Origin of the sequence: Paenibacillus campinasensis (assembly GCF_002272015.1) — a bacterium.
GTDB lineage: Bacteria > Bacillota > Bacilli > Paenibacillales > Paenibacillaceae > Paenibacillus_AQ > Paenibacillus_AQ campinasensis.
On sequence record NZ_NPBY01000074.1, the window covers coordinates 25598 to 47660 of the forward strand.

30 protein-coding genes are annotated in these 22063 nt (G+C 43.9%); 21 read left to right on the plus strand and 9 right to left on the minus strand.

Features of this window, described 5'->3' with window-relative positions; all coding sequences use genetic code 11:
- Window positions 1-151 precede the first annotated feature (151 nt).
- The 4 genes from CHH67_RS21285 to CHH67_RS21300 all read left to right on the plus strand — a co-directional run bounded on the left by CHH67_RS21285 (window position 152) and on the right by CHH67_RS21300 (window position 2825).
- A complete protein-coding gene (locus CHH67_RS21285; RefSeq protein WP_144029301.1) occupies window positions 152-634 on the plus strand; it encodes a hypothetical protein in 483 nt (160 codons plus the stop codon).
- A gap of 348 nt (window positions 635-982) precedes the next feature.
- On the plus strand, window positions 983-1417 hold the full coding sequence (locus tag CHH67_RS21290) for a hypothetical protein (RefSeq protein WP_095267391.1): 435 nt from the start codon (window positions 983-985) through the stop codon (window positions 1415-1417).
- Window positions 1418-1561: 144 nt separating this feature from the next.
- Complete coding sequence (locus CHH67_RS21295) at window positions 1562-1759, plus strand: hypothetical protein (protein ID WP_244908285.1); 198 nt, start codon at window positions 1562-1564, stop codon at window positions 1757-1759.
- Complete coding sequence (locus tag CHH67_RS21300; RefSeq protein WP_095267392.1) at window positions 1719-2825, plus strand: zeta toxin family protein; 1107 nt, start codon at window positions 1719-1721, stop codon at window positions 2823-2825. Before CHH67_RS21295 ends, CHH67_RS21300 begins: the two co-directional genes overlap by 41 nt.
- A gap of 101 nt (window positions 2826-2926) precedes the next feature.
- Here the strand turns inward: CHH67_RS21300 and CHH67_RS21305 are convergent, their stop codons facing one another.
- Entirely contained in the window at window positions 2927-3148 is a 222-nt protein-coding gene (locus CHH67_RS21305; protein WP_179292191.1) for a helix-turn-helix domain-containing protein, read from the minus strand.
- Between the two features lie 539 nt (window positions 3149-3687).
- Here CHH67_RS21305 and CHH67_RS21310 point away from each other — a divergent pair.
- The 10 genes from CHH67_RS21310 to CHH67_RS21360 all read left to right on the plus strand — a co-directional run bounded on the left by CHH67_RS21310 (window position 3688) and on the right by CHH67_RS21360 (window position 8777).
- Entirely contained in the window at window positions 3688-3978 is a 291-nt protein-coding gene (locus CHH67_RS21310; RefSeq protein ID WP_095267394.1) for a hypothetical protein, read from the plus strand.
- A 435-nt stretch (window positions 3979-4413) separates the two neighbouring features.
- The gene (locus CHH67_RS21320; RefSeq protein WP_095267396.1) at window positions 4414-4635 is read left to right on the plus strand and encodes a hypothetical protein; all 222 of its coding nucleotides are present in this window, start codon (window positions 4414-4416) and stop codon (window positions 4633-4635) included.
- Window positions 4628-4990, plus strand: a complete 363-nt coding sequence (locus CHH67_RS21325; protein WP_095267397.1) for a hypothetical protein — start codon at window positions 4628-4630, stop codon at window positions 4988-4990. The genes CHH67_RS21320 and CHH67_RS21325 overlap by 8 nt, the downstream gene beginning before the upstream one ends.
- Window positions 4987-5484: a hypothetical protein gene (locus CHH67_RS21330; protein ID WP_095267398.1), complete on the plus strand. Its 498-nt coding sequence runs from the start codon at window positions 4987-4989 to the stop codon at window positions 5482-5484. Before CHH67_RS21325 ends, CHH67_RS21330 begins: the two co-directional genes overlap by 4 nt.
- A 269-nt stretch (window positions 5485-5753) precedes the next feature.
- Window positions 5754-5972 (plus strand): hypothetical protein, encoded by a 219-nt coding sequence (locus CHH67_RS21335; RefSeq protein WP_095267399.1) that lies wholly within the window; start codon window positions 5754-5756, stop codon window positions 5970-5972.
- A gap of 86 nt (window positions 5973-6058) precedes the next feature.
- A complete protein-coding gene (locus CHH67_RS21340) occupies window positions 6059-6325 on the plus strand; it encodes a hypothetical protein (protein ID WP_095267400.1) in 267 nt (88 codons plus the stop codon).
- Between the two features lie 34 nt (window positions 6326-6359).
- On the plus strand, window positions 6360-6728 hold the full coding sequence (locus CHH67_RS21345) for a hypothetical protein (protein ID WP_095267401.1): 369 nt from the start codon (window positions 6360-6362) through the stop codon (window positions 6726-6728).
- Complete coding sequence (locus CHH67_RS21350; RefSeq protein ID WP_095267402.1) at window positions 6725-7066, plus strand: hypothetical protein; 342 nt, start codon at window positions 6725-6727, stop codon at window positions 7064-7066. Before CHH67_RS21345 ends, CHH67_RS21350 begins: the two co-directional genes overlap by 4 nt.
- Window positions 7067-7687: 621 nt before the next feature.
- Entirely contained in the window at window positions 7688-7996 is a 309-nt protein-coding gene (locus CHH67_RS21355; RefSeq protein ID WP_095267403.1) for a hypothetical protein, read from the plus strand.
- A gap of 64 nt (window positions 7997-8060) precedes the next feature.
- Complete coding sequence (locus CHH67_RS21360; RefSeq protein ID WP_095267404.1) at window positions 8061-8777, plus strand: LPD29 domain-containing protein; 717 nt, start codon at window positions 8061-8063, stop codon at window positions 8775-8777.
- A gap of 252 nt (window positions 8778-9029) precedes the next feature.
- Here the strand turns inward: CHH67_RS21360 and CHH67_RS21370 are convergent, their stop codons facing one another.
- From CHH67_RS21370 to CHH67_RS21390, 5 genes are all read right to left on the minus strand, one after another.
- Window positions 9030-9365, minus strand: a complete 336-nt coding sequence (locus CHH67_RS21370) for a hypothetical protein (RefSeq protein WP_095267406.1) — start codon at window positions 9363-9365, stop codon at window positions 9030-9032.
- An 84-nt stretch (window positions 9366-9449) separates the two neighbouring features.
- Window positions 9450-9788, minus strand: coding sequence for a YolD-like family protein (locus CHH67_RS21375; RefSeq protein WP_095267407.1), 339 nt, complete (start codon window positions 9786-9788; stop codon window positions 9450-9452).
- A 152-nt stretch (window positions 9789-9940) separates the two neighbouring features.
- Window positions 9941-10996 carry an RNA-guided endonuclease TnpB family protein gene (locus tag CHH67_RS21380; protein ID WP_095267408.1) on the minus strand — a complete coding sequence of 352 codons (1056 nt, stop codon included), beginning with the start codon at window positions 10994-10996 and terminating at the stop codon, window positions 9941-9943.
- Window positions 10997-11000: 4 nt separating this feature from the next.
- Window positions 11001-11399 carry an IS200/IS605 family transposase gene (gene tnpA / locus CHH67_RS21385; RefSeq protein ID WP_095267409.1) on the minus strand — a complete coding sequence of 133 codons (399 nt, stop codon included), beginning with the start codon at window positions 11397-11399 and terminating at the stop codon, window positions 11001-11003.
- 152 nt (window positions 11400-11551) lie between these two features.
- Window positions 11552-12835: a DNA polymerase IV gene (locus CHH67_RS21390; protein ID WP_244908286.1), complete on the minus strand. Its 1284-nt coding sequence runs from the start codon at window positions 12833-12835 to the stop codon at window positions 11552-11554.
- 165 nt (window positions 12836-13000) lie between these two features.
- Here CHH67_RS21390 and CHH67_RS21395 point away from each other — a divergent pair, with 165 nt between their 5' ends.
- Window positions 13001-14332 carry an AP2 domain-containing protein gene (locus CHH67_RS21395; protein ID WP_095267410.1) on the plus strand — a complete coding sequence of 444 codons (1332 nt, stop codon included), beginning with the start codon at window positions 13001-13003 and terminating at the stop codon, window positions 14330-14332.
- A 295-nt stretch (window positions 14333-14627) separates the two neighbouring features.
- Here CHH67_RS21395 and CHH67_RS21400 read toward each other — a convergent pair whose 3' ends face one another.
- Window positions 14628-16013, minus strand: coding sequence for a DUF2325 domain-containing protein (locus CHH67_RS21400; RefSeq protein WP_218832067.1), 1386 nt, complete (start codon window positions 16011-16013; stop codon window positions 14628-14630).
- Between the two features lie 11 nt (window positions 16014-16024).
- Window positions 16025-16243 (minus strand): hypothetical protein, encoded by a 219-nt coding sequence (locus tag CHH67_RS21405; RefSeq protein WP_095267412.1) that lies wholly within the window; start codon window positions 16241-16243, stop codon window positions 16025-16027.
- 165 nt (window positions 16244-16408) lie between these two features.
- On the opposite strand from CHH67_RS21405, the gene CHH67_RS21410 reads away from it, so the two are divergent.
- The 5 genes from CHH67_RS21410 to CHH67_RS26015 all read left to right on the plus strand — a co-directional run bounded on the left by CHH67_RS21410 (window position 16409) and on the right by CHH67_RS26015 (window position 19959).
- The gene (locus tag CHH67_RS21410) at window positions 16409-16648 is read left to right on the plus strand and encodes a hypothetical protein (RefSeq protein WP_095267413.1); all 240 of its coding nucleotides are present in this window, start codon (window positions 16409-16411) and stop codon (window positions 16646-16648) included.
- A 203-nt stretch (window positions 16649-16851) separates the two neighbouring features.
- Complete coding sequence (locus CHH67_RS21415) at window positions 16852-17529, plus strand: LbetaH domain-containing protein (RefSeq protein WP_095267414.1); 678 nt, start codon at window positions 16852-16854, stop codon at window positions 17527-17529.
- Window positions 17526-17867: a hypothetical protein gene (locus CHH67_RS21420; protein ID WP_095267415.1), complete on the plus strand. Its 342-nt coding sequence runs from the start codon at window positions 17526-17528 to the stop codon at window positions 17865-17867. Before CHH67_RS21415 ends, CHH67_RS21420 begins: the two co-directional genes overlap by 4 nt.
- A gap of 51 nt (window positions 17868-17918) precedes the next feature.
- The gene (locus tag CHH67_RS21425; RefSeq protein WP_095267416.1) at window positions 17919-18725 is read left to right on the plus strand and encodes a hypothetical protein; all 807 of its coding nucleotides are present in this window, start codon (window positions 17919-17921) and stop codon (window positions 18723-18725) included.
- A gap of 127 nt (window positions 18726-18852) precedes the next feature.
- Complete coding sequence (locus tag CHH67_RS26015; protein WP_144029304.1) at window positions 18853-19959, plus strand: CRISPR-associated protein Csx16; 1107 nt, start codon at window positions 18853-18855, stop codon at window positions 19957-19959.
- A 132-nt stretch (window positions 19960-20091) separates the two neighbouring features.
- On the opposite strand, the gene CHH67_RS26325 is transcribed toward CHH67_RS26015, so the two are convergent.
- On the minus strand, window positions 20092-20244 hold the full coding sequence (locus CHH67_RS26325) for a hypothetical protein (RefSeq protein ID WP_179292192.1): 153 nt from the start codon (window positions 20242-20244) through the stop codon (window positions 20092-20094).
- Between the two features lie 164 nt (window positions 20245-20408).
- Here CHH67_RS26325 and CHH67_RS21435 point away from each other — a divergent pair, with 164 nt between their 5' ends.
- The gene (locus tag CHH67_RS21435; RefSeq protein ID WP_095267417.1) at window positions 20409-22058 is read left to right on the plus strand and encodes an AAA family ATPase; all 1650 of its coding nucleotides are present in this window, start codon (window positions 20409-20411) and stop codon (window positions 22056-22058) included.
- The last annotated feature ends 5 nt before the right edge of the window (window positions 22059-22063 follow it).

Genomic DNA, 22063 nt, shown 5'->3' on the forward strand with positions numbered 1-22063 from the left:
TATAAAGGAGGACGACATTGTGCGAGAAATTAGTATCACTAAATTATACAGTTCCCTTGTTGGGAACTACTATGGAGACATGTCAGTAAAGATTCTATGCGCCCTCATAGATCAGAGAATCGAAATGAAGTTGCCAAGCAGGCAACTACGAATGACGTTGCTCGATGAAGTGAGGAGATTGAACAATTTGCCTGGTCGCTGGGTTACGGAGAAACAAAAAAGAATTGCAGGCAACATCTCAAATGATTTGCGAGAATATCCGGATGATGAAACTTGCATCCTGGAGTGCAAGCAAAAGAACGGAGATCCATTTTTCATTAATCTGAATGAGGAATTGATCCGGAAGAATGTTTCTTCGAATCAAAATCCATGGGCTTCATACGGACTTGTATATTACTATAAGCAACCGCAACAGGGGGAGATTTTCTTTAGGGAAGAGATTACGTATTGTGATAAGCCTGGGATTCTGGATTCTATCTTCGATGTGGTTTCTCAAGAGATGGACGTAATTAAGAAGATAAGATGTCCAGCTTGTCAGAACCGAGTCTACAATGGATATCATTTTAAAAAAGCCATTCAACTGAGTCATCGGCCTGTTTTGATACAGTGCCCCAATTGTGACGTTGTAATATGAAGAACAAAGGCAGCCTTGATCGGCTGCCTTTGTTCTTCATGGCGGAAAATAGTTTGGTGGTTTCATATTAAAACTCCGAAGTTTCAAAAATAAACTTCGGAGTTTTAATATGAAACATCGTATTTTTATAATGAAAATTCGAGTTTCCATTATAAAAATACATAAATAGCCAAAAAGTAGCAGTAATGATAGTTCGTTATTATACGAAGTTAGTGTTAGATTGAGGTTAACTTGTGGTAAAATAATACTACTAGTCGAAGAGTGGCCAAACCGATGTACTATAATTTGGTTTAATGGTACAAATAAATGAGAGGATTTTAATATAAGTGTTATTTGGAGGTAATGACCATGGCCAATCTATTTGGCTTGTCCATCGACGAGTTGGATTACTTGATTCACTTGATCGAGAAGAATCAAAAAAGATCTGAATATTCTTCGCTTTACTCTAAAATAAAGGGGGCGAGAGCTCGCGAGTCGCTTCACGAAGATTCTTCGATCAGCTGGTTTTTTAATCCGAGGAATTTTTCAACTCCAATGTCAGGACTGCTTAGAATTTCAAATGAAGTAAAAGAAAGAACTATTCGTGATGTAATCTATAGTGTTTCAGATGGAAGTTCAGTTGATAACCGGATTGTTAATTCAATCCACCGATCAGGACGTACCTATATGCAGGAATTGCTCGACATGACACCGAATGAGATTATGTTGCTTCGAAACTTTGGTGTGGGTTCTCAGAAAAGACTTGCTCTTTTGTTATGGACGCTTCAAAATAATCATACATAATATGCAGTGTATCAATACATAAAATAAACCGGCTAAATCAGCCGGTTTTTTCAACTACCTTAGAATAGGTCTAATTACTTATTGGAACAGGTCTTTTGGTCCATGTTGTGGTATAATAATGGAAAAATGAAAGGGGATATAATCGTGGATAGGTTAAATCGACAGGAGCTTGAAGAACTTGGAAAGCTTGCAGCGGCTGAAGCTCGAAAGTCTGCACAAAAAGCCAATACCTTTTTTAGTTATAGCGAAAATGGAAAGGTTATACGAGAGTATCCTGACGGGAGAAAAACGGAGGTAACGTATGACGAAAGAGGACAATTTAAAGAGATACCAACCCCTTGATGATCGGCCTTCGATGACAGTTTATGCCGGCACTAATGGTGCAGGAAAATCTGAATTAACAAAAATTTTGAAACACCGCAATCCCGATATTGTTGTCATTGATGCAGATGAAATAGCGAAAAGCTACAGTCATCTGCCCAAGAACCGCGCTGACTTTGCAGCTGGTCGTGAGGCAGTGAAGCTCGTTCGTCAGTGCATAGAGGAGGGGAAGTCTTTCTCGATTGAAACAACACTTGGTGGAAAAAATGTTCTGAATCAAATGCAACTGGCCAAGAAATCTGGATTTAGTATAAATCTGTACTATGTTGGGTTAGATAGTGTTGATCTTCACATTGACCGGGTTGCTCAGCGTGTCGCTAAAGGTGGGCATCATATTCCTGAAGAAGATATACGTCGGCGATATGTGACGTCATTGGAAAATCTTCCGCAAGCGATTCGTCTAGCCGATCGTTCTTTCTTGTTTGACAACTCTAATGTCTATCAAATTCAAGCAGAAGTTTATCGGGGCCAGATACGTTATCAAGCGCCACCGAGCGAAATTACTTCCTGGGCCAAAAATGTGTTGAAAGACTGGCACAATATCCAAAGTGAAATACATAAGGATCTTCAAGCAGAGCAAAGCACACTAAGAAACTTGCTCGGGGAGGCAAAAAGGAAACTTTATGAGCTGGAAAGCCCACTTCGGGACATGCAGCAGCTTGAACGGTTGGAGGCTCGGCAGGCTGATTTAAACAAACGTTATGACATGATGCAGCCTAAAGGAATATTTGAAAAACTTCGTCAGCCCAACAGAACGGATTTACAGAAGCTATCCGATGAAAGAAATGCGGTTCAAAAACAAATAGATACAACTCGTCAGCGTATTCCAGGTCCAAAAGAGATGGCTGGGATTAGAACGATGATCACATCTACTTCTTCTTTTATCGAAATACTTGATCGAGCGTTAAAAGAATGTACAAAACAAGTTATGGCCGTGGGAAATCAAATATCTCAGCGCGATTTAAAACAAACGATGTCTCGTGTCCAGTCTCATGAGATATCTTCATCGATTGAAATGGATCGCTAAAGTGATCCATCTTTTTTTAGAAGTCAGTTATCTGCGGTCATCCTTCAATTTTTGGAATAAGGAAGTAGGCAGAATACCTCAAGAGTAACGGAAAAAAGACCCTACTTTTCTGAAGTAGGGTCTTTTTTGTATTCGATAAGCTGTGATATCTCTTCTAGTTCCAGAGCTTCCATGATTTTTTCTATATTTTTTATCGACACACGCTTAACCCGGTTTTTCATCATGTCATCAATGCTATTCCATCTTATTCCGGTCGCTTCGCTAAGATCGGTTGGACTGAAACCCTTGCGAAACATCACTTCATCTAGTTTGAATTTGATCATGTTAACACCTCGGTTATTAATATACACCCTTATAATCATTTTAACAACGTCTATCGTTATTTTTCAACGTTTAACGTTTACTACCAACGATAGGAGTTGTATAATTGAATAAGTGAGAGACTTTTAAAGGAAGGAGTATTTTAATGCCAAATCAAAAAGGATGGTACACAAAAGAGGAAGTTATGGAAACGGGATTGCCGTACTATAATTCGGTCGCTAAACGTTGGAGTCACGAACCATATCCGTTTGCGGTATTGCTGACCAGAACGAGATGTGCGCAACTCAAGATTCCCATCTTAGAGAGCGGACGAGAAAAACCTTCAGCATTTCGGCATATTGCACTAGCTGGCCGTGGGACTAATGATGATAAACGATATCGATATGCTCCTTTATACGACCGAACAGATGCATATCATCTGATTAAAGATCAGCTGTTTCCACATGAGATTATGGGAGATCCGGAGTGCCGATGAAGAATACCTTCATTCATGTGGGATTGCTGGATATGCCGCAAAACCAATACAAAGGAGAATTTTGAAATGAATAACAACAAACTTACACTTTGGTACGAAGTAGGAAAACGGGAAGAAGTAAAGTCAGAGGTGAAAAAGAACATCCAGCAGCACTATAGTTTTTCGGATTCGGAGTTTGAATCCATCGATGATGGATTTAAGTTTCTATTTGACGATGAAACTAACGGCGAAATCGCTATTAGGTTCAACGAAGAAAAAAATGCTCTAGCCGTAACTGTGGAAGGAACATGGTCCTGGGAGGTAATCGAGATTTATAACCATTGCCTGCCTCAATCAGCGGAACACGATCCTGTATAATTCATAAGGCCGAAGGTCCGCGTGACGACCGAATAATCCGAGCGTAAGCGTGGTCCGTATAAGGCTGAATCCCTTTAGAGAGGAGTGAATATATTGCGATATGTTATATACCTTTCTACCAGCCAACTAGAAGCTGATGATTACAAGAACACCTACGGCTATTATGCTGGAACTTATCAAATGAGTGGTGATGCATTCCCTATTTGGGATAGAGCAGTGACATCTCGGACTAAAAAGTACAAGAGCAAATCGAGAGCGGAGTCAATGGCAAAAACGTTGCTTGATAGGTGCGCGTATGTATTGAGTTGGAGAGTAGAACAAGTTGAGTGATGTGCCATCCCTTTAGAGAGGAAGAGAAGATATCAGAGAGTACAAATTCAGAGGCAAGCGAATAGATAACGGTGAGTGGGTGTATGGATCGGAGGGTGGATATAAATGAGTCAGTCGGGGTGGATTCTATACGATAGTAACATCGGGTATTACGTCGGCAAAGACTACATTGACCACGGTGAGAAGTTTCCTGGGAGTGGGGCGAAACCCGAAGCCAAGGTTTACAGGACGAAGAAAATCGCAGAGAAGGTTGCAGAGAGGTTAGCTAGACAAATGTATTGCGATTTCAATGTTGTTCCGCTGGATAAGGAGGGTGGATATGAATAACCAAGTAAAGCCGACAGATACACAGAAGCTGCTGCACTGGATAGAGTCGAAGCTCGAAGCGACTAGATTAACCCCTGCATGGTTTGCCTATCGAGAAATGCAGAAAAAAGTGCTCTTAGGAGCATTTGAAACAGATACCCCACCAGTACCCACCATTAAGCTGGGAGATAAGGTGTTTGCATGCCCCAACTGCCAAGAAGCATCCACTGCAGGTGAATGGAACCTTGCAACCTCAGATGCGTGCGGTACGCATGAAATTACACTAATTGAGTCTAAACATGCAGAAGAGTCATTTTTTACTTGCCCTAAGTGCGGATCAGAGGAAGATTACGGTTTATTGGTGGTAGTGGAATGAGTAGAGACTTAAAAAAGGATATGGAAACAATCAAATATCTGCAATCATGGCGACTTGATCCGGGCGGCGTAGAAGATGGTGCGGCATTTTACACGATTGAAGAAGATGGTATCCAGACAGAAATAAAGGCCGATAACATGCTCGATGAAGATGCTTGGAAATTGAATGACGCATTTTTAGCTTTGGAATATTACCATAGGCAATACGCAGCAGAGAAAGAACGGGCAGATAAGCTGGAAATGAACTTAGAAGCTACTGAAGGATTGACGAGAGCAGAAACGAAGCGTGCAGACAGTTGGCGTGAACACGGACGTAAACTGAGTATTGATCTGCAGTACGCAGAAGCCCGTGAACAGAAGCTGAAAGAAGCAATTGAAACAGTAATCAACGAAAAGGAAGCTTGGCGCGATTCCGGTAATGCACTGGACGTTGTAACAAGATATTTAAAGGACACATTAAATTCCCTTTACCCCAAGAAGGGAGCCGGCACATGAGAGAGGGAACGTCAATTACTCTGTGCCGGGCGAAGAGCCATTTGATGAAAACTTTGATGTGTCGGCGACCGTCAAGGTTTCTGGTGCGATAACTGTGATGGTTTTACTTAATTAACTCAAAATCTCATTATCCTAAGTTTTCTCTTCTTCTAGAGAGCAAGGCTCCGCAGGAAGGTGTTTTAAAAGCCAAAAAGAAATCGGTTTCCGTCGATAGTAAATATTCAAAGGCGTTTCAGCGCATAATTCATCAGTAAAAGAGAGGATTCAATATGAAAACTCCTAAATACATAATTAAATCGAATGCTCGTTCTTGTCTATGGTATGCAGCTGCCAGAGACCAGGTTCTGGAGGCTCATCCGGACCAAGATCTCATAGATCTCGGTAAAATTGCTTTGGTCGTCCCCACTGAATTAGTAACGATGCTGGGTGATAAAAAATTGGAGAAAGTGTATGCTCCGGTTCATGACTTGATCCAAGTGAACGAATAGGAGCAGCAGATCCTACTGGAATTTCCCCACTGCATCTGCAGCTTCGGCCGATGCAGGGATAAGCTGTTTGGAAGGAGAAGTTATTCATGCTTATGATCGGGCCGGCAATTGGCTATATCATCATTGGAAGTGGATTGTTTCGCTTCCGGAAACAACTAAATCTCAAACCAGAGCCGATAGCGGAATGGATTGGTTTTGCCTTTTGGTGGGGAGGTTGGATTGCTTTATTATGGGCTTGTTTCTCTTGGTTGTTTTCTTTTCCGGAGCCTTTAAATTGGTTGGGATTAGTTTTCGCCATGTTTTGGGTAGGGGTTCGTGCTTTGAAGGTTTGTTCTATGGTGTCACCGCAATGATAAGTTTATTTCGATGCAGAGGAGTGTGTTATTAATGAGTAAAGAGATGGGAGAAAGTTCACTACAGGGCGATATGATTCGTATGCCCTTGCCTCATGGTGGTTTTGCAGTATATCCCTCTAAATTTGCCTATGATGCAATACGCAAACAGAAATTCTCTATCTTTGTGGCCAAAGGGATCACTAAGCAAGATCCCAGTGTTCTGATGGCCACGCATGTTACTGGTTCGAAGGCGATCCTTTTTGGTCCTTATGATCAATTGCGTCAACGGTTGTTTGATATTCCTTGGAAGGAAAATATCATTATCTCATCTAACGACCAGTTTTTTCGTAAGATTGCCCCATCTCTTCAAGCATTGGATGAGGTAATCGAGGCATTAACATCTTCAGGAGGAAAGGTATGAGAAAACGTCAGCGCAAGAAAAACGAAAAATTGTATGTTAAGCTTTATCCCGTGGAGACCAGCTTATTATTTATGTCTCACGAGGAGAGGCAGAAGTCTATAGACGATTATCTGCAAGTGCGTAGGCAGCTCGCACGAAAACCCTATAGAGAACTTAAAAAAAAGAGAATGATCTATGTGCATTCTCCTGGTGTCGCAGAGCGAAACTTCAGCAAGAAACTTTCTAAACGAATTCGTAAGACCGGTGTTTTTCAGGAAGCTTCTTCATTTACTGCTGTTCAGTCTGCTGCAGATTTTCCGGATTCACTTAAAGATAGATTTTCCTTGACTAGGAAGTAAAGCTTATGAAGGGATGTTTTTACGAAAATAACTCTGATCCCCCAGCTCGTACAGTCGGGAAGTCGAAGCGACTCACCGGCTCTAAGCAGCAAGCTGCCAAGTGCCGGTAGATTCCATTCGACTTCTGATCCTCCTTTGCGTTCCGATGTCTTTTTATGAATTTCAGGACGAACAGAGCCTCTTTGAGGCTCTTTTTTTGTGGGCAGAATCAGGGAGGAGATCGGTTTTGGGAGTACAGAGCTGAAGTTAGCGTCGGGCTGCTGCTTCTTCCGTTTTCATCGCGTTTATCCGTAAACATGTCGGATCCGTCATCATAGCCAACCATAAAGAACCCTTCCATGCAAAGGTAAAAAAAGGTGTTGGAAAACCGCCAACACCTTTTTTTATCCTGGCGGACTAGCCTTTGCATTCCAGGAACCTTCATGGTTACTCGTGGCTATGACGGCTCCGACATACGGATAAACGCTCTTTGAAAACTCCATACGCAGCAGCAAGACACGCAAGTCACAGTTCTGTACTCAAAACCTAAACCTTAAAACCATCCGCTCATTGCCGCTCGGGCTAGACCGGCAACCGAAACCGGATAAAGGTTTGGAAACGAAAATTAAGGAGGTTTTAGATATGAATGAAAATATGAAATGGTTTGTTAATTTCTTCAAAGAAAAGAGGCTCGATGATGATCTATACGTCATCGAACACCAGGGAAAGGCTCATATCATGGAATCCGCAGTGCTACGAGATATTATCGTTCATCGCACTCCAGAAGAAGATCAGTGGCTCATACAGTACATGCTGCTGAAAATGGATCTTTATAACTGTGATCTTCGCGATTATCTCAAACTTCTGGCCAAAGGTTATATCTTGGCCACATTGGACTCCGCAACGGATGTGTTCGATCGAAGCAGGTCGGTTGGGAGCCAGAGGAACTAGGTTTGCTCGTCGCGTGCCTCGCCGGCACGCGAGACTTACTACAATTCGAAAGGGGAAGTAAAAAATGATTCATATTCCAGGGAAAGAAACGAAAAAGCATATTAGTGAGGCTCTAAAAATTGTGTTTCCGGGCGTTAAGTTTTCATTCCGAAGTTCATTTGATTCGGTTGAAGTATATTGGACGGACGGTCCACTTCCAGACGAAGTTGAACGGGTACTCAACCGGTTTGAAAGTTACACTTGGGTGCTCGATAAGACTGATTATAAGAGGGCCACGGGGTACGAATGGAAAGGGCAGGTGTACTTGGGGCCGGAATTTTTGTTGGCATCCCGTACATTGTCAGAAGACAGAAGGAATATTCTCTTTCTTGAATCTAAAGAATCCTGGGGGCAACTGAAAGTGTTTGAACGGTATGAGATTGAACGTGATCTCATTCGTCAGGGAATTCTTGATGGAGTTAGCCCTAGGCATTGTCCGGATCTGATGGCGGACAAGCCAGTAATCGACAATCGGAAAAAGGTAGAGAACCAGGTGATCCCTTTTCCGGAACGGAGATCTGAACAAAGAGAGGAGGTGATAGAGGTGAATCCGATAGACGAAGAAATAAAGCAGGTCTCGGAGGAGATCGAGGAGCTGCGAAGTGAGCTCATTAGAGTGGCCAGCGGGATCGAGTTGATTCACAAGGATGTTGTTTCTATGTCTCAATCACTGGATAAGCTGATTGTACGGTTTATGCAGCTGAAAGAGAAGAAAAGCAAAAAGCCGACTACGGATCAGTAATCGACTTTTCGGGATGCGTAAAACTTCCAGGCTCTACGCATCCCCATCATACCAAAAAGGGGAGCTGGATATCAATGTTCGAAGTGATTTGGAATCTTTCCGGGCTCGTTTTATTTTTAGGTCTCGTGACGCTCGGGTTGTACAATGCCTTTGCAACTGAGGAGGAAGTGGTAGAGGATACAGTTATTGTCCGAGAAGTTGTAAAAACGAAGAGCTGCCACTTCATTTACGCGGATTATCGTCCGGATGATGTTAAACTATATGGTAAACTTTAAAGAAATTTTGTAGGGCTTCTTTCTTCCGATCTCTTTCAGCATCAATCATCTCTTCAACGTAAAAGATGGTGTTGCATTCTTTGTCTGAGATACCTACGTTTTTGTTATAGGATCGGCGGAAGAACTCACGCAAATTTTGCGTCTTTGAAATTTGATAAGGAATAATAACCCCATAGGAGTCCTTTGCCATAACTATGACACAGGGAATTTCAGGGTAGTCTTTGGTATTAGAGTAGCTTAACTCTTTCCAATTCCATGATCTCATTTCTTCTGGTAATTCATTGGATCTAATAACAAATGTTCTATTAATCATAAACTCACCTCTATTACCTATATCGGTGAGTTTTCTGATTAGATGAATGTTTGAACCGCTCAGGTAATAACTGAGCGTTTTTTTCTATTGGATCGAAATGATATCCTCTATTTTAATCCATTCCCATTCTCCCGGCCTGGTAGTAAATTTGATTTCACGTTTATGCGTCAGGATGACAGACACCACGCCGGTCCGTTCCATTTCTGCATATTCATCATATAGCTTCAGCGTAACTGTTCTGTGTACATAATACGATTCAGCGAGGGCGTGTTCGATCAGCTCGATTTCTTGAGCATCCAGGAGTGGCTTTTCTCGTCTGCTCTCTTCGAGCTGCCGACGAATAATGAGTTCTTTGTGTTCTGGCAGCATCATTCGGCTCGATTCCCAAAGGCCGTTGCCTTCAAGTTTTTTGCGTGTCGTCATTTTTGAGACTCCCACGGCTAAAGCCGCAAGCTGACACCTTCGGTATCAGTGGGATTCTTGGGTGGTAGTCGGAAGTGCATTTCTACTATCCGTAGTTCCCCCAAGTTCAGGGCTGTCTCATCAGCCCGTCCTAAGACAGTGCATATAGCATCTTAGGCTGGCAGACTGTTACCATCTGCCACAGGTTGACGCATGATATTGATAGCTCCAACCCGATCGCGATGAGCGTTGAATCCGCATGAACATTCGAATCTCCGATCTCTCGCTTTGTTCTTCCCCCCACAGGCAGGGCAAGATTGAGAGGTGTAGGCAGGATTAACCTCCACAACCCTTATGCCGACAAGCCTTGCTTTGTAGGAGATGAATTGTTGCAGCTGATAGAAAGTCCAACTATGCAGATTCTTTGCGTTTTTACGGCTGTTTCTTGCCGTCTTGCGAATATTCTCCAGTCGTTCTAGCTTGATAAGCGACACACCTTGTTGAATGGCTGTATGGACAATTTGACGACTAATCTTATGGTTTTGATCTTTCATCCAACGTTGCTCTTTATTGCCTAACTTCCGAATGGCAGACAATTTTTTTAGTTTCCCTAATTTCCGCCTCCGTTGCTGGTACTTTCTGCGTATGTACTTGTTCTGTCTGCCATTTCCATAAAATCTGGTTTTTCCTGTAGAAGTTACAGCAACAGCAGGCACTTTTAAACCAAGATCAATTCCCATCATGCATTCACCGTTCGATTCGGTTGTTGGAACTTCTAGCGATATTTGAGCGTACCATTTTCCTGATTTTTCAACGATTCGCATCAGTCCAAGCTTGGCCTTACTTAACAACTCCATGTCTCGATTCGTTGGAGTAGCAAGAAATGTTGTCTTCTTTGTTTTACTATCAACGACGATAGGGAAAGCCACCGTACTTTCAGATATGGAATAGTTTTGATTGTTGATGAAATAGATAGGCTTTTTAAGAATAGGGCGAGTTCCCCCCTTCTTAGTTTTACGGTACACACTCCTGGCATCACGAATGGCTTGATTACAGACCGCAGAAGGAAGGCGGGATTCTACATCTTTGGTTGTCACTTTCGGAAAAACTCCAAGTTGTTCTGCCTGTTCACTTAGTTGGTTTACTACGCGAATATACTCTTTTCCTAGTTGGCGCAGAACATCTGGATGTTCAGGGAAAATTCGGACTTTTACAGTTAAAGTTTGCATGAGTTCACCCCCTTTTCTTTTGTTCTTCGACATAGCGTATTACTGTTTCACTGGATACGTTTCCTGCTGTACTGACGAAGAAAGAACGTGTCCACAGACTTGGCAAATGAGCAAGATGCTTAAACTCCTGCCTTAATATTCGAGAAGTCACTCCTTTCACTTTTGCCATGATGTCTGATGGAGAATCGGTGGGAAGAGAGTTCAGGAACAGATGGACATGATCTGGCATCACTTCCATGGCTACAATATGCCAGTCGTTCTCTTGACATATCTTTTCAACTAGTTCCTTGAATCGAATTTCCACTTGCTTTACTAATACTTTTCTTCGATAACGTGGACAGAAAACAAAATGATAGTTGATGAGAGATACGGTGGTAGCTGTACGTCTATATTCTTGTCCCATATCATCAGTGTATCAGTTTTATGATTAAACTACAACGCTACCAAAAAGAAATGGGTTCGTACACTTGCTGAGTGTTTGCTGCCCAGCTCATCCCCATGCAGGGATGTTCGGGCTAAGCCATTTTTCATCCCACGATTTAAACCGTGGGCTTTCTATCGGAAATTACTGTAATGTCCTCCTATCTTAGATGAACGATCGAGTGCCTGTCCGGCTTCGGTTTTAGAGACTGCTCGAATGATGATCGTTTCTCCGTATTTTCGTTTCAGGGCATCGGTCACGCGTTCAAGCGCCATGGCTTTTTCTCGATCTAGGTCAAATAGCGAAAGCTGATATTCTTGATCTGGAATCAGCTGCGATAAACTGACGCCGATCCTCCGGATCGGCTGCCCATCCCAATGCTTCTTAAACAACTGGCGTGCCCAGCGATATACCTGATTAGTCACATTACTGGGTTCCTCCATCTTCAGTTGTTTTGTGAATCCGGTAGGGCAATCATAATCAGCTCCTTGGCAACCAACGGTGACAACGTTCCCCATAAGACCGAGGCTGCGGCTCCGCTGGCAAACCAACTCCGTCAACTCTAGCAGCACAACATTAATTTCTTCGTCCAGCCGACGATAATCCCGTGGTAAAGTCATCATATGGCCAACGGACTTGGGCGTAACCTGGTGTGTGCCTGGTCGTACCGGGCTATCATCAATTCCGTTGGCGATCCTCCAATACATTTCAGCCTGTATATCGGCGTTCTTGCCAAATTTTCGCCGCATCATCTGTTTAAGCTTGGGCAAGGGGGTGTTGGCCACGCTGCCGATGGTAGGCAAGCCCATCGCCCAAAAATGGCGAGTCATCCGGCTGCCAGACATATACATGTCACTTACAGGCAATCTCCATAAGGTTTCCGGAAGCATTTCCCTTGTCAGAGTGTAGATTCCGGATTCATTCTTCTTGGCATAGTTATCACAGGCTGTTTTTGCAAGGATCTTTGTATCTGAGATACCGAATCGGGTATATATACCGGTTGTTTCCAAAACATGATCTTGAATGAGTTTGGCCAACTCTTCTGCAGTTTCAGCGAATAAGTGGATAGATCCTGAAACGTCACAAAACAGCTCGTCAACACTAAATGGTTCAACCAAGTCTGTATAGCTTTTAAAAATATCATTGATTAACATGGATACATCTATGTAACGCTGCATCCGGGGTTTGATGACCACGAGATCCGGACACTTGGCCAGTGCTTCCCCTAGGCGTTCTGCGGTTGTAATCCCCTTTTTCTTTGCCATAGGGCATGCGGCCAAAACGATTCCGGATCTTCTGGCCGGGTCCCCGGCTACTACCAGAGGCCGATCTCGGTATTCTGGGTGCTCAGCCTTCTCTACACTGGCATAAAAGGATTGACAATCTGCGAGCATAATGATGCGTTTTTTTGGTTTCACCGCCCTAAATTTCCCTCCTTACGCATGCCTGATCAAAACAGAACGTTTGTTTGTATTATATGCGAACATTAGTTCCTTTTTCAATAATGAGGCTGTGGAAATTATTGCGAAGTTGTTTCCTTTTTGCCTAAGTCGAATATATTTAAGATAGGGAGGATGCGTGGAATGAAAAAATATGGAGACATAACCATGAGTAAGATCTGTGCGGCTCCGGATTGCAATAATATCGTGGAGCATAGTGGTAAGTATTGCGCTTCACGTTGCCGTTACCGGCATCACAAGCAACAAAAGTATGAAGAACGTAAAGCGGCCGGATTATGTAGACAATGTGGAGGCCCAATGGATCCTCCTTCATCATCGACTGAGAAACAGTCTAAGTCTTGTGCAAAATGCCAAAACTACTTTAAAAAAAGGTATCAATCACTGCAGAAAGACACGCTCAAGAACACGAGTGGGAATAAACAGACGGCTAAAAAGAAGCAAATTAGAGCTGGCCAGCGATTCCATCATTTGGTGGCAATTTCTAAATTACCTGATAAGGTCCATAATGAAGAAGCGTGGCTTTGTAAGTGCGATTGCAAGGAAGAGACAATCGCGTTGAAAGGCCAGCTTCTGCACGGTACAAAAAAATCATGTGGTTGCCTACGGGGGAAAACACCTGCAAACGCATTGGATCTAGAGGGGAAAACGTTTGGTTTATTAAAGGTTATCGAGCGTGCTGGTAAGTCTAGAGACGGCAGAGCCCTTTGGCGCTGCCAATGTAAATGTGGTGAAAAGCCTGTGGTTGATGCAACCAGCTTACGAAGTGGAAACACTATATCCTGTGGCTGTCAACGACCGGAACAGGCAGAGTATGCTAGAAATAAATTGAATGAAATGAGCGTAGATGGGGTGATCGTTCCACTATTGACCAAAAAGGTGAGGTCCGATAGTCGAACGGGGCATAAAGGTATTCATCGGCGAATCCGAAGGGGCCGAGTATATTTCGAGCCGTCTATCACGGTAAAAGGAAAGCGATTCTTCGGGAAAACGTCCACTTCATTGGATGAGGCCATCAAGGAACGGAAACGTCTTGAAGAGGAACATCACAAGCCATACGTTGATGCGATAATGCCAAAACCGATACCGAGTAATAGGGTCAAGGATCGAAGAGGAATAGAATACGGGTGGTTAACGGTTATTGAATTTGCTGGATTTAAGGATAAAAAAACACTATGGCGATGTCGATGTAAATGCGGAGAGATCGTTGATGTGCTCGGTCATAATCTAGAATCTAAAATGACACGCTCCTGCGGATGTTTAAAATGGGAAGGAATGCGGCCAGATAACAAGAGTGGCTTCAAAGGGGTGACCTGGGATAAGTCAGGAAGGACATGGGTCGCTCACATCGGTGTTAACGGCAAACGAATATACTTAGGCTCTTCCAGATATAAAGGTGAAGCGATTCAACTGCGATTAGAAGCCGAAAAAAAGTATCACAATCGATCTGAAAAATAATTAGCTAAAGCTCATACACAAGAGACGGCCCCTCCGCCCCCAATGGGGAACGCAAAGGACTCCGCCCTCTGCACTCCCTTATTGCCTCCGGCGGCCAGAAACCCAGGTTTCTGAACTTCCTGCCCTCGCCGGGAGGCAGGCCCCGAAACGTGGTTTCGGGGCAGGCAATAGGGTTGGCGTATGGAACCGCTCATCAAGGGTTCGCTTCGCCGCTGCGGCATATGCTCCTTCCCTCCGGTCAGTCCGCTATTCCTCGCGCCCTTGACGGCTTTCTCTGGTTGTTGTATAGAATCTGTTACGATGGGAGGAGCTTTTTTGCTGCCAGATCTAGTATTCTAGCAATGTTAATTGGGGAACTGTATATGATCGGTGTATCGGTCTCGATTGCATGGGCTCTGGCCGTCCACATTGCAGCGTGTGATATATGCCATTTTAACACAACAATGATGTCCGCCTGTTTAAGGGCAGCATCAAGTTCAACGCCCATTGTCATCCCATCAACGGTTATTATGCGACATGGAGCATTCACATTACTTGCTTGCTCACTCCGATCCCCACCAATGATAACCAGGGTCTTACCTTGCAGAGAGGCGTATGATTGCGGGGGATCGTTTTCCGTGTCCTCCGGTTCCGATGGGCCTGTGTCAGGAAAGTCTACAGTTGCACTTGCTTCTGGTAACAGTTTTTGCAGTCTTTTTACTTCTGTAAGCAACTCGCTGATAAAGCTTTTCTGCTCCCGGATCTTCCTTTTATCATTGGAGTCCCCCGTGTTAATCAGCGCCGATGCTTGAAGAGCATCTTCAAGTTGCCTTATACGATCGTATGCTTCAGCAAGCTTTCGCTGTCCTACTGCTACCTCAGCTTTTAACGTTTCGTTTGCATGAAAATATTCAGTCGCCCTTTTTTTTGCTCCTTCAACTTCGTTGTTCAGAGTTGACAATTTGCGTAACAGAAAAGCATTGTCCCCGCGATCCCGGCGGAATAACTGTGCAACTGAACGGGTGCGTTCCGGCTCGTGAACGTCTGGAACGGGGAAATGTAGCATGGCAAATTGTGTTCTCCGACGGCCGTAGGTTTTTGCATACTCTACCGGTGTCCAACCAACGGCGCCGATATATAGCAATTCCTCCCGCACAAAATACTCGTTTGCTGCTCTCCAAAATATTCTTTTATCCGCATCTGATAGATTCCGGTTAAGCGCATCCTTACGAGCGTGCTGATCTGTACGCAGCTGCGATTTAATTCCCATCTCTTTGTATGCCGACTCGATTTCGACACGAGTTAGTTCGTTGACCGCTGCTCTCCAGTCCTCTAGAGCAAAGTCGGTATAAGCCATCCAAAATTCTGAAGCCTTTGATTCGAAAACTTCATATCTGGCCTCATGAGCAGCCATCCATTCCGCTGATTCTTCCTGTGTCCGGAGGGAGCCATAAGGGATCTCTTGGCTTAGTTCGGGGATTTTATTTTCTGAATCACGGTAAACCATACTTTTTGGAGGATACCAGTGTCCGCATTTTTTGCATTGAAGGTTTTTCACTTCATGCTTAACTGTATCCATTTTCTTTTCCATCTCGGCGTACGTCATACGTCCATAATCATAAATCATTACTTCATTATACGCATTACAGGAGGCGCAGCGACCAACCGAGAATACTTTGAAGTGTACCTGGATCTTAGCCATGTGCGTGTCCATTATTGATCTACCTCACGTTTGGTGATTGTTACGTCATATCCAAGCAGCTCAGCCATGCGTAAAAAATCAACGAGTCTAAGCGACTCATTTTTAATGGCAGCGTGAAATGTTGAAGGCTTGATGCCGGCCATCTCCGAGAGAGCCTTTCTATGTTTAATACCGGAGTCTGCGATCATAACATCTACGATCTGGTCCACCTTTTTTTGATTGATTTTCAATTGTATCACCTTCCTTGTTATCTTAACAATACAATATAATTGTTCTAAAGTCAAAAATATTGTTTGTAATCTAATTATGTTATTGACAATCCAATTATATTGGATTATAATTGAGACATAAGAAATAAACAAAGCGCCTCTAACAGGCGCGAAAGGAGAAGAGGCATGTTTATAGTAAATTTTAATACGGGAGCCGGTAACCAACAGGCGCCTACATTGGAAGAAGCGAAGCAAAAAGCGGTGGATAGCATTAGTTTTACCCAACAACACATTACTATTGAGGACGAGCATGGTAACGTGGTTTCAATTGCTCGGTGGTACGGCGTAGAGCCGACCGAAGAAGACGAAGTGCTGGAACGAATCGCCGGCGGTTTTTACCAACGGTGGAGCGACGAACTGGAATAAAAGCACCGGTGGGTGTATAGGAGGAACAATGCTAGTTCTAAACAAAAAAGCATCAGCCGGGGAATGGGCCCCGGCTGATGCTAGAAAGATTAGTATTATTTCAATCAACGAGCTCACAGGGAGCACGACATATATGTATCGTACTCCTGGACTAAAAATATGTCAAGCGCCTGCGGCTAGAGGCGCGAAAGGAGAACTGGAAAATGAAAAAATATGTACTAACCGCTAATCGAAAAGTTGTAGATGATGTTATTCTTCACCAAATAAAAGCAATAAAAGATTTTGGTGATGTAGAGGAAGGTGATCTGGGAGGTTGGATCCAGAAAGAAGACAATCTCAGCCATGAAGGGGAAGCGTGGGTATCCGATAATGCCATGGTATATGGCGACGCTACGGTACTTGGAAATGCTTGTGTGACTGGTAATGCTGAAATTTTCGGTCACGCTCGTATACAGTCTGAAGCATTTGTAGGCGATCACGCAAAAGTATCTGGTTATGCCTTTATAGCAGGAGACTCTAGGATATCTGATTTTGCTCAGATCGGCGGAGGCGCAATGGTTACTAGCTCAACTATATTTGGTAAAGCAATAGTCGAGCGAAACGCGTCTGTACATTTTGCCTGCATAGGGGGCCGTGGATATATAGTGGATAAAGATGAGATCTTATCAATATCTAACATCTGGTCTGTACACGACCCATTAACAGCGTATGTCACGCTCGATAAACACTTAGAGCTTACATACAAAAATTTCTGTGGTAGTCCTGAAGAATTTGAGGACTATCTTCAGAAAGAAATAAAGGAAAATTCTCACCAAAAGAAATTGAAAGCAGCAGTGGAGTTTATCCGTGTATGGCATGGCGCGAAAGGAGAATGGAAATGACGAGAGTTCCAGTTTATATCCACAACCCCGGTGAGGTTGGGTTGTGGGGCAACGAGATCATTGCTCGTGTCCAGTATACCAGCAACTTGGATTATTGGGATGGTGGTAACTGGACGAATGGCGGTGTTGGCAGGCACAAAGGTATCACTAAGCTGCGGGACGGTCGTTACGTTATCATAAACGGTACCCAGTGGCAGGGCGAGCGCGACTATGCTTATGTAGTCAGCGATCGCGAGGCGCTCGAAGCCATCCTTTCTAGTGGCAATGAGCAGCTGCTCAAGGAGGGACGGTTTAAATCCCTTAGAGCATTAGAAAAGTTAGTGCGAGAATGCCAATAAGCCCCACCCCCGCCGCAGGTGCAACAAGGCGCCGGGCACAAGGAGATCATTATGATTAACTTAAAGATAGGTTTTAGTGCTGATGAGCTGGAAGCCGAATACCCAATTGGCGCGGAGATATTAAAAACCCGCAGATCAGAATTGGGAGGAATAAAGCACAAGAAAGCAGCCGTTGAAGTCCTGACAAGATCTGGCCAAGTAAAGCAAATCAAAGGCGACCTGGTCTACTACTCCTGGATTGTTGGAGGGTTGAACTGGAGCAAGACGTCCTGGGGCGAGAGGCCGGAACGAGGCATCGTCATCCATGAAGTCTTGAACACGGGGAATGGAGCGCACGTTTTCTTTGTTCCCGACGACTCTACCGTAGAAAGTCGCCTTGAAAAGTTGCCTACTTACCCTAACCTTCTAGCTCTAGACATGTCTCACGACCCTTTAGTGATAGAAATAAAAAATAATCATCAAAATAGGCCTCCGATGGAGACCTATAACTTAACTGCTGAATTGCTCAAAACCTTTAGCCTTCAGGGGCATAAGGTATTCGAAGACCTGATGGACCTAAGGCTTCGAAAAATTGAAGGTTATGTAAAGTGGCAAGGCTATGCAGTTACGGCAGGGCGCACAAAGTGGTTTTTTGTGCAGCAAGCTGATGGATCTGTCGTCTTTGGAAACGACGAGTTACATAAAACAAAAGAAAAGAGGGTATGCGGTAGCGTTGATGACTTTTATCAAACGATTATAGCTGAGTCAGATTATTCAGCTATAGCAGACATAAATAAAGAAAATAAACGGGTGATGGACAGAATAAATTATATTCTGGACACGTATAACCCATTAAAATACAGCAAAAGTCGGGCATAGTGCCCGTATGATGCTAGCAAGATTTAAAAAATTTCAATCCACACTCACAAGGAGTGCGACATACACGTATCGTGCTCCTTGACTTAAAAATGTCAAACGCCCGCAGGCGCGAAAGGAGATTACTATAATGAAACTATCTCAACTGCTCGCTACTAAAAAGGTTGTTGCTTCAGGATTCGCGGCTATTGCCGGTCTGTCCGCATTTTCGCGGGGCAGAGAAGAAGTTGTCCTGTCGTCCCTCGCACCCTCCGTTTTGGCGGATCAAGGTGTTACAGAGTATTACGCGCTTCAGCTGCCGCGCGGAACAGTTTTTAATACGCCGGAGGATATCATCGCTGCCGATCTAGACGTGCAAAAATATACTATAGAGACCGTACACAGTGTAGAAGGTATGGAGCATGTTATTGTGTCGCGGCATCAAGGCACGATTAATATCCTTTTGGATAAATACGACCTTGAGGCAAATGGCAATGTCTATGCCTCAGTCACCGCGGAGCAAATTGCTGGCAAGCATGTTATCGGTACACTTCCTCCTCAATTAATCTCAGCGGCTGGTGCTTATACAGCCGTAACCATCAAAAACTTTGATCATACCAAAGACGGGGATCTTTCGGGTCAAGAGCTCAGAGATCGATTGATCATGGCTGATAAGCCAATCAGACTGGTAGAAGTAGAAGAGACGGAGGAGAGATCACGCTTGTCAGACCCAAGTGAGTTTGACATTGTTTTTAGATTCTTCGTGGAAGGTGAATTTGAAGTAGTGGACGAATTCACCAAGGAGTTATACAACCAGCTACAGGAACTTTACGATGATATGGAGGAAAATTATCCTCCAGAAGCCGCAGAGGACCCGTATGAGAATATTGACGGTGTAGGATTAGTACAACAAGTTGCAAAACATTATAAGACTTTAAAAATCCATTACAACTACGATAAAAACGTTAGCTGGACAACAAAAGGTTACGCACTTTACGTGTTGTTGGGTTATTTCGGACCTGACGATGACGAAGAGTTTGTGACAGTGGAATGCTTTAAAGATTCCTATCCTCAAACATTTGAGGAGGAAGCAAAAGAAGAGTGGGCGCAATATTGCAAGCAGTTGTACCGCAATTTCCAACATCCTGTTTTATACAAAGAGGAGTGGGAGTCTGAAGAGATCCCGTTCACGGATAAAAGGTACGAGGAAGATAACCCTGAGTGGAGAAAAGTTCTAGCTGAAAAGAGTTTAGGGTAAACTTATTCCTTCAGACCTAGCGGTGAGGGATGCAATTTTGCTCTTATTTTCTCGGCACGTAAACCGTTTTGTCGATGGAGTGGGTTGGGGATTGGAAGTGCCAAAATGAAAAGCCGGGGAATACGTCCCGGCTTAATTTGTTTCCTTATTATTAAAATCAGTGTTTGCGTTCTCTTTTTTTTGAATAGCTTCAGTCTCAATACGAGCTTTCTTCCACAACTTTGGCAGCGATCTCTCGAAATTATCGATAATACGGCGTTTCTTATCTTCGCTGTTTTTATCCATGTAACCTCCTGGACCCAATATACCTACACACATAGTGTACGAAATATTGGATCTTTGATCAAGAAGAAGAACATATCCGGCTCATAGGTTTCAACTATTTTGTTGTAACCTAAATATGGTAATGATATAATCAAAGTATAACAAGCAAGGAGGAGGAATGTTGAATGAGAAATAGAATAAAACAGTATCTTTTAGCAGGTTATCCGGCTTTATGGATTCAGGATTGGGAAGAAGAGAGGGTTTGCAAGGATCTTCAACGTATTGCCAAAGATGGTAAAGGAAATATCACACTTTCATATCTGGAATGGAGTTGCACGAAGGGCTTCTATGATCCGGCAGCTCAAAAAACACATAAAGACGTAACAGATCCGATTGCTGCTCTGCAGTATGTGGCGTCCCCGAATTCACCAGATAAGACGCTTTATATCTTCAAAAACTTTCACTTCTACCTGGACAACCCCAACTCCAAACATATGATCATTCAACTTATAAAGGATTTGATTCCGGTTGCCAAAATAACGGAGCGGCACCTTATTTTCGTGAGCTCCCAGGTTAACTTACCGCAAGAACTGTCGAAGGACATTACGTTTCTTCAGTTCGATCTTCCAGATGCCGATACTCTTGATTCGGTTCTCTACGATGTGATGTCGTCCGTTGCGATTGGGAAGGCCAGGCTGGATCTCGGGAAGGCGACGGCTGAATCGCGCCGTAAGATGATCGAAGGGGCTGTTAAGGAACATTTAAACGTATCTGAAGAAGATCGTTACCGCTTGGTACAAGCTGCCCTGGGCTTGACGTGCGCCGAAGCGGAGAATGCGTTCGCTCTAACGTGGGTGGAAAACAACTCTTTCACAAGCCCCGAAGCTGTTGCTTACGTACAGAAAATCAAAACCCAGTTCATCAACAATAGCGGCCTATTGGAATACATACCTCCGAAGTTCTCTCTGGATGATATTGGCGGATTGGATGAACTGAAGAAATGGCTGGTCATGTATCAAAAAGCGTTCACGAAAGAGGCCATAGATTTCGGCCTTGCGATCCCTAAAGGCGTGATCTGTACGGGCCAGCCTGGAACAGGTAAGTCTACGGCGGCAAATGCAACAAGCGCCGCGTGGAGGATTCCGCTGCTGCGATTCGATATTGGCCAAATTTTCGGGAGTCTCTTGGGGGAGACGGAACAAAAACTCCGTACCGTTTTGCGTACAGCGGAGGCGCTTGCTCCGTGCATCCTTCAGATCGAAGAGATTGAAAAGTCCTTGGCCGGAATCTCCGGAGGGAATTCCAGCAACGATGGAGGCACCACATCGCGGATCGGCGCTACCTTGCTGACTTGGATGCAGGAAAAGTCGAAGCCTGTTTTCGTCTTCGCAACGGCGAACGATATATCCAATTTGGACTCGGCCCTCATTCGCAAAGGCCGGTTTGACGAGATCTTTTTCATCGATCTGCCCACCTTCGAGGAGAGAGAGGCTATTTTCAAAATCCACATTCGAAAAAGAGGGAGATCGCCTGAAAAATTCGATCTGAATAAACTGGCGACCCATAGCGAGGGCTATGGCGGCGCGGAGATTGAAAGTGCTGTAGAAGCTGGATTGTGGGCGGCATTCAACGATTCTAAGCGAGATCTGACAACGGACGATATTCTCCAGGCGCTGGCCGCAACGAAGCCTGTTTCCATCACAAAAAAGGAAACTATTTTGCAAATTCGCCAATGGGCTGAAGGCCGCGCTAGAAATGCAAGTTCCGTCTCTTCGCAAGTCAATCCCGAGACGTTGGATGATATTTATAGCAGACTTCGGAAAATAACAAATTAAGGAGG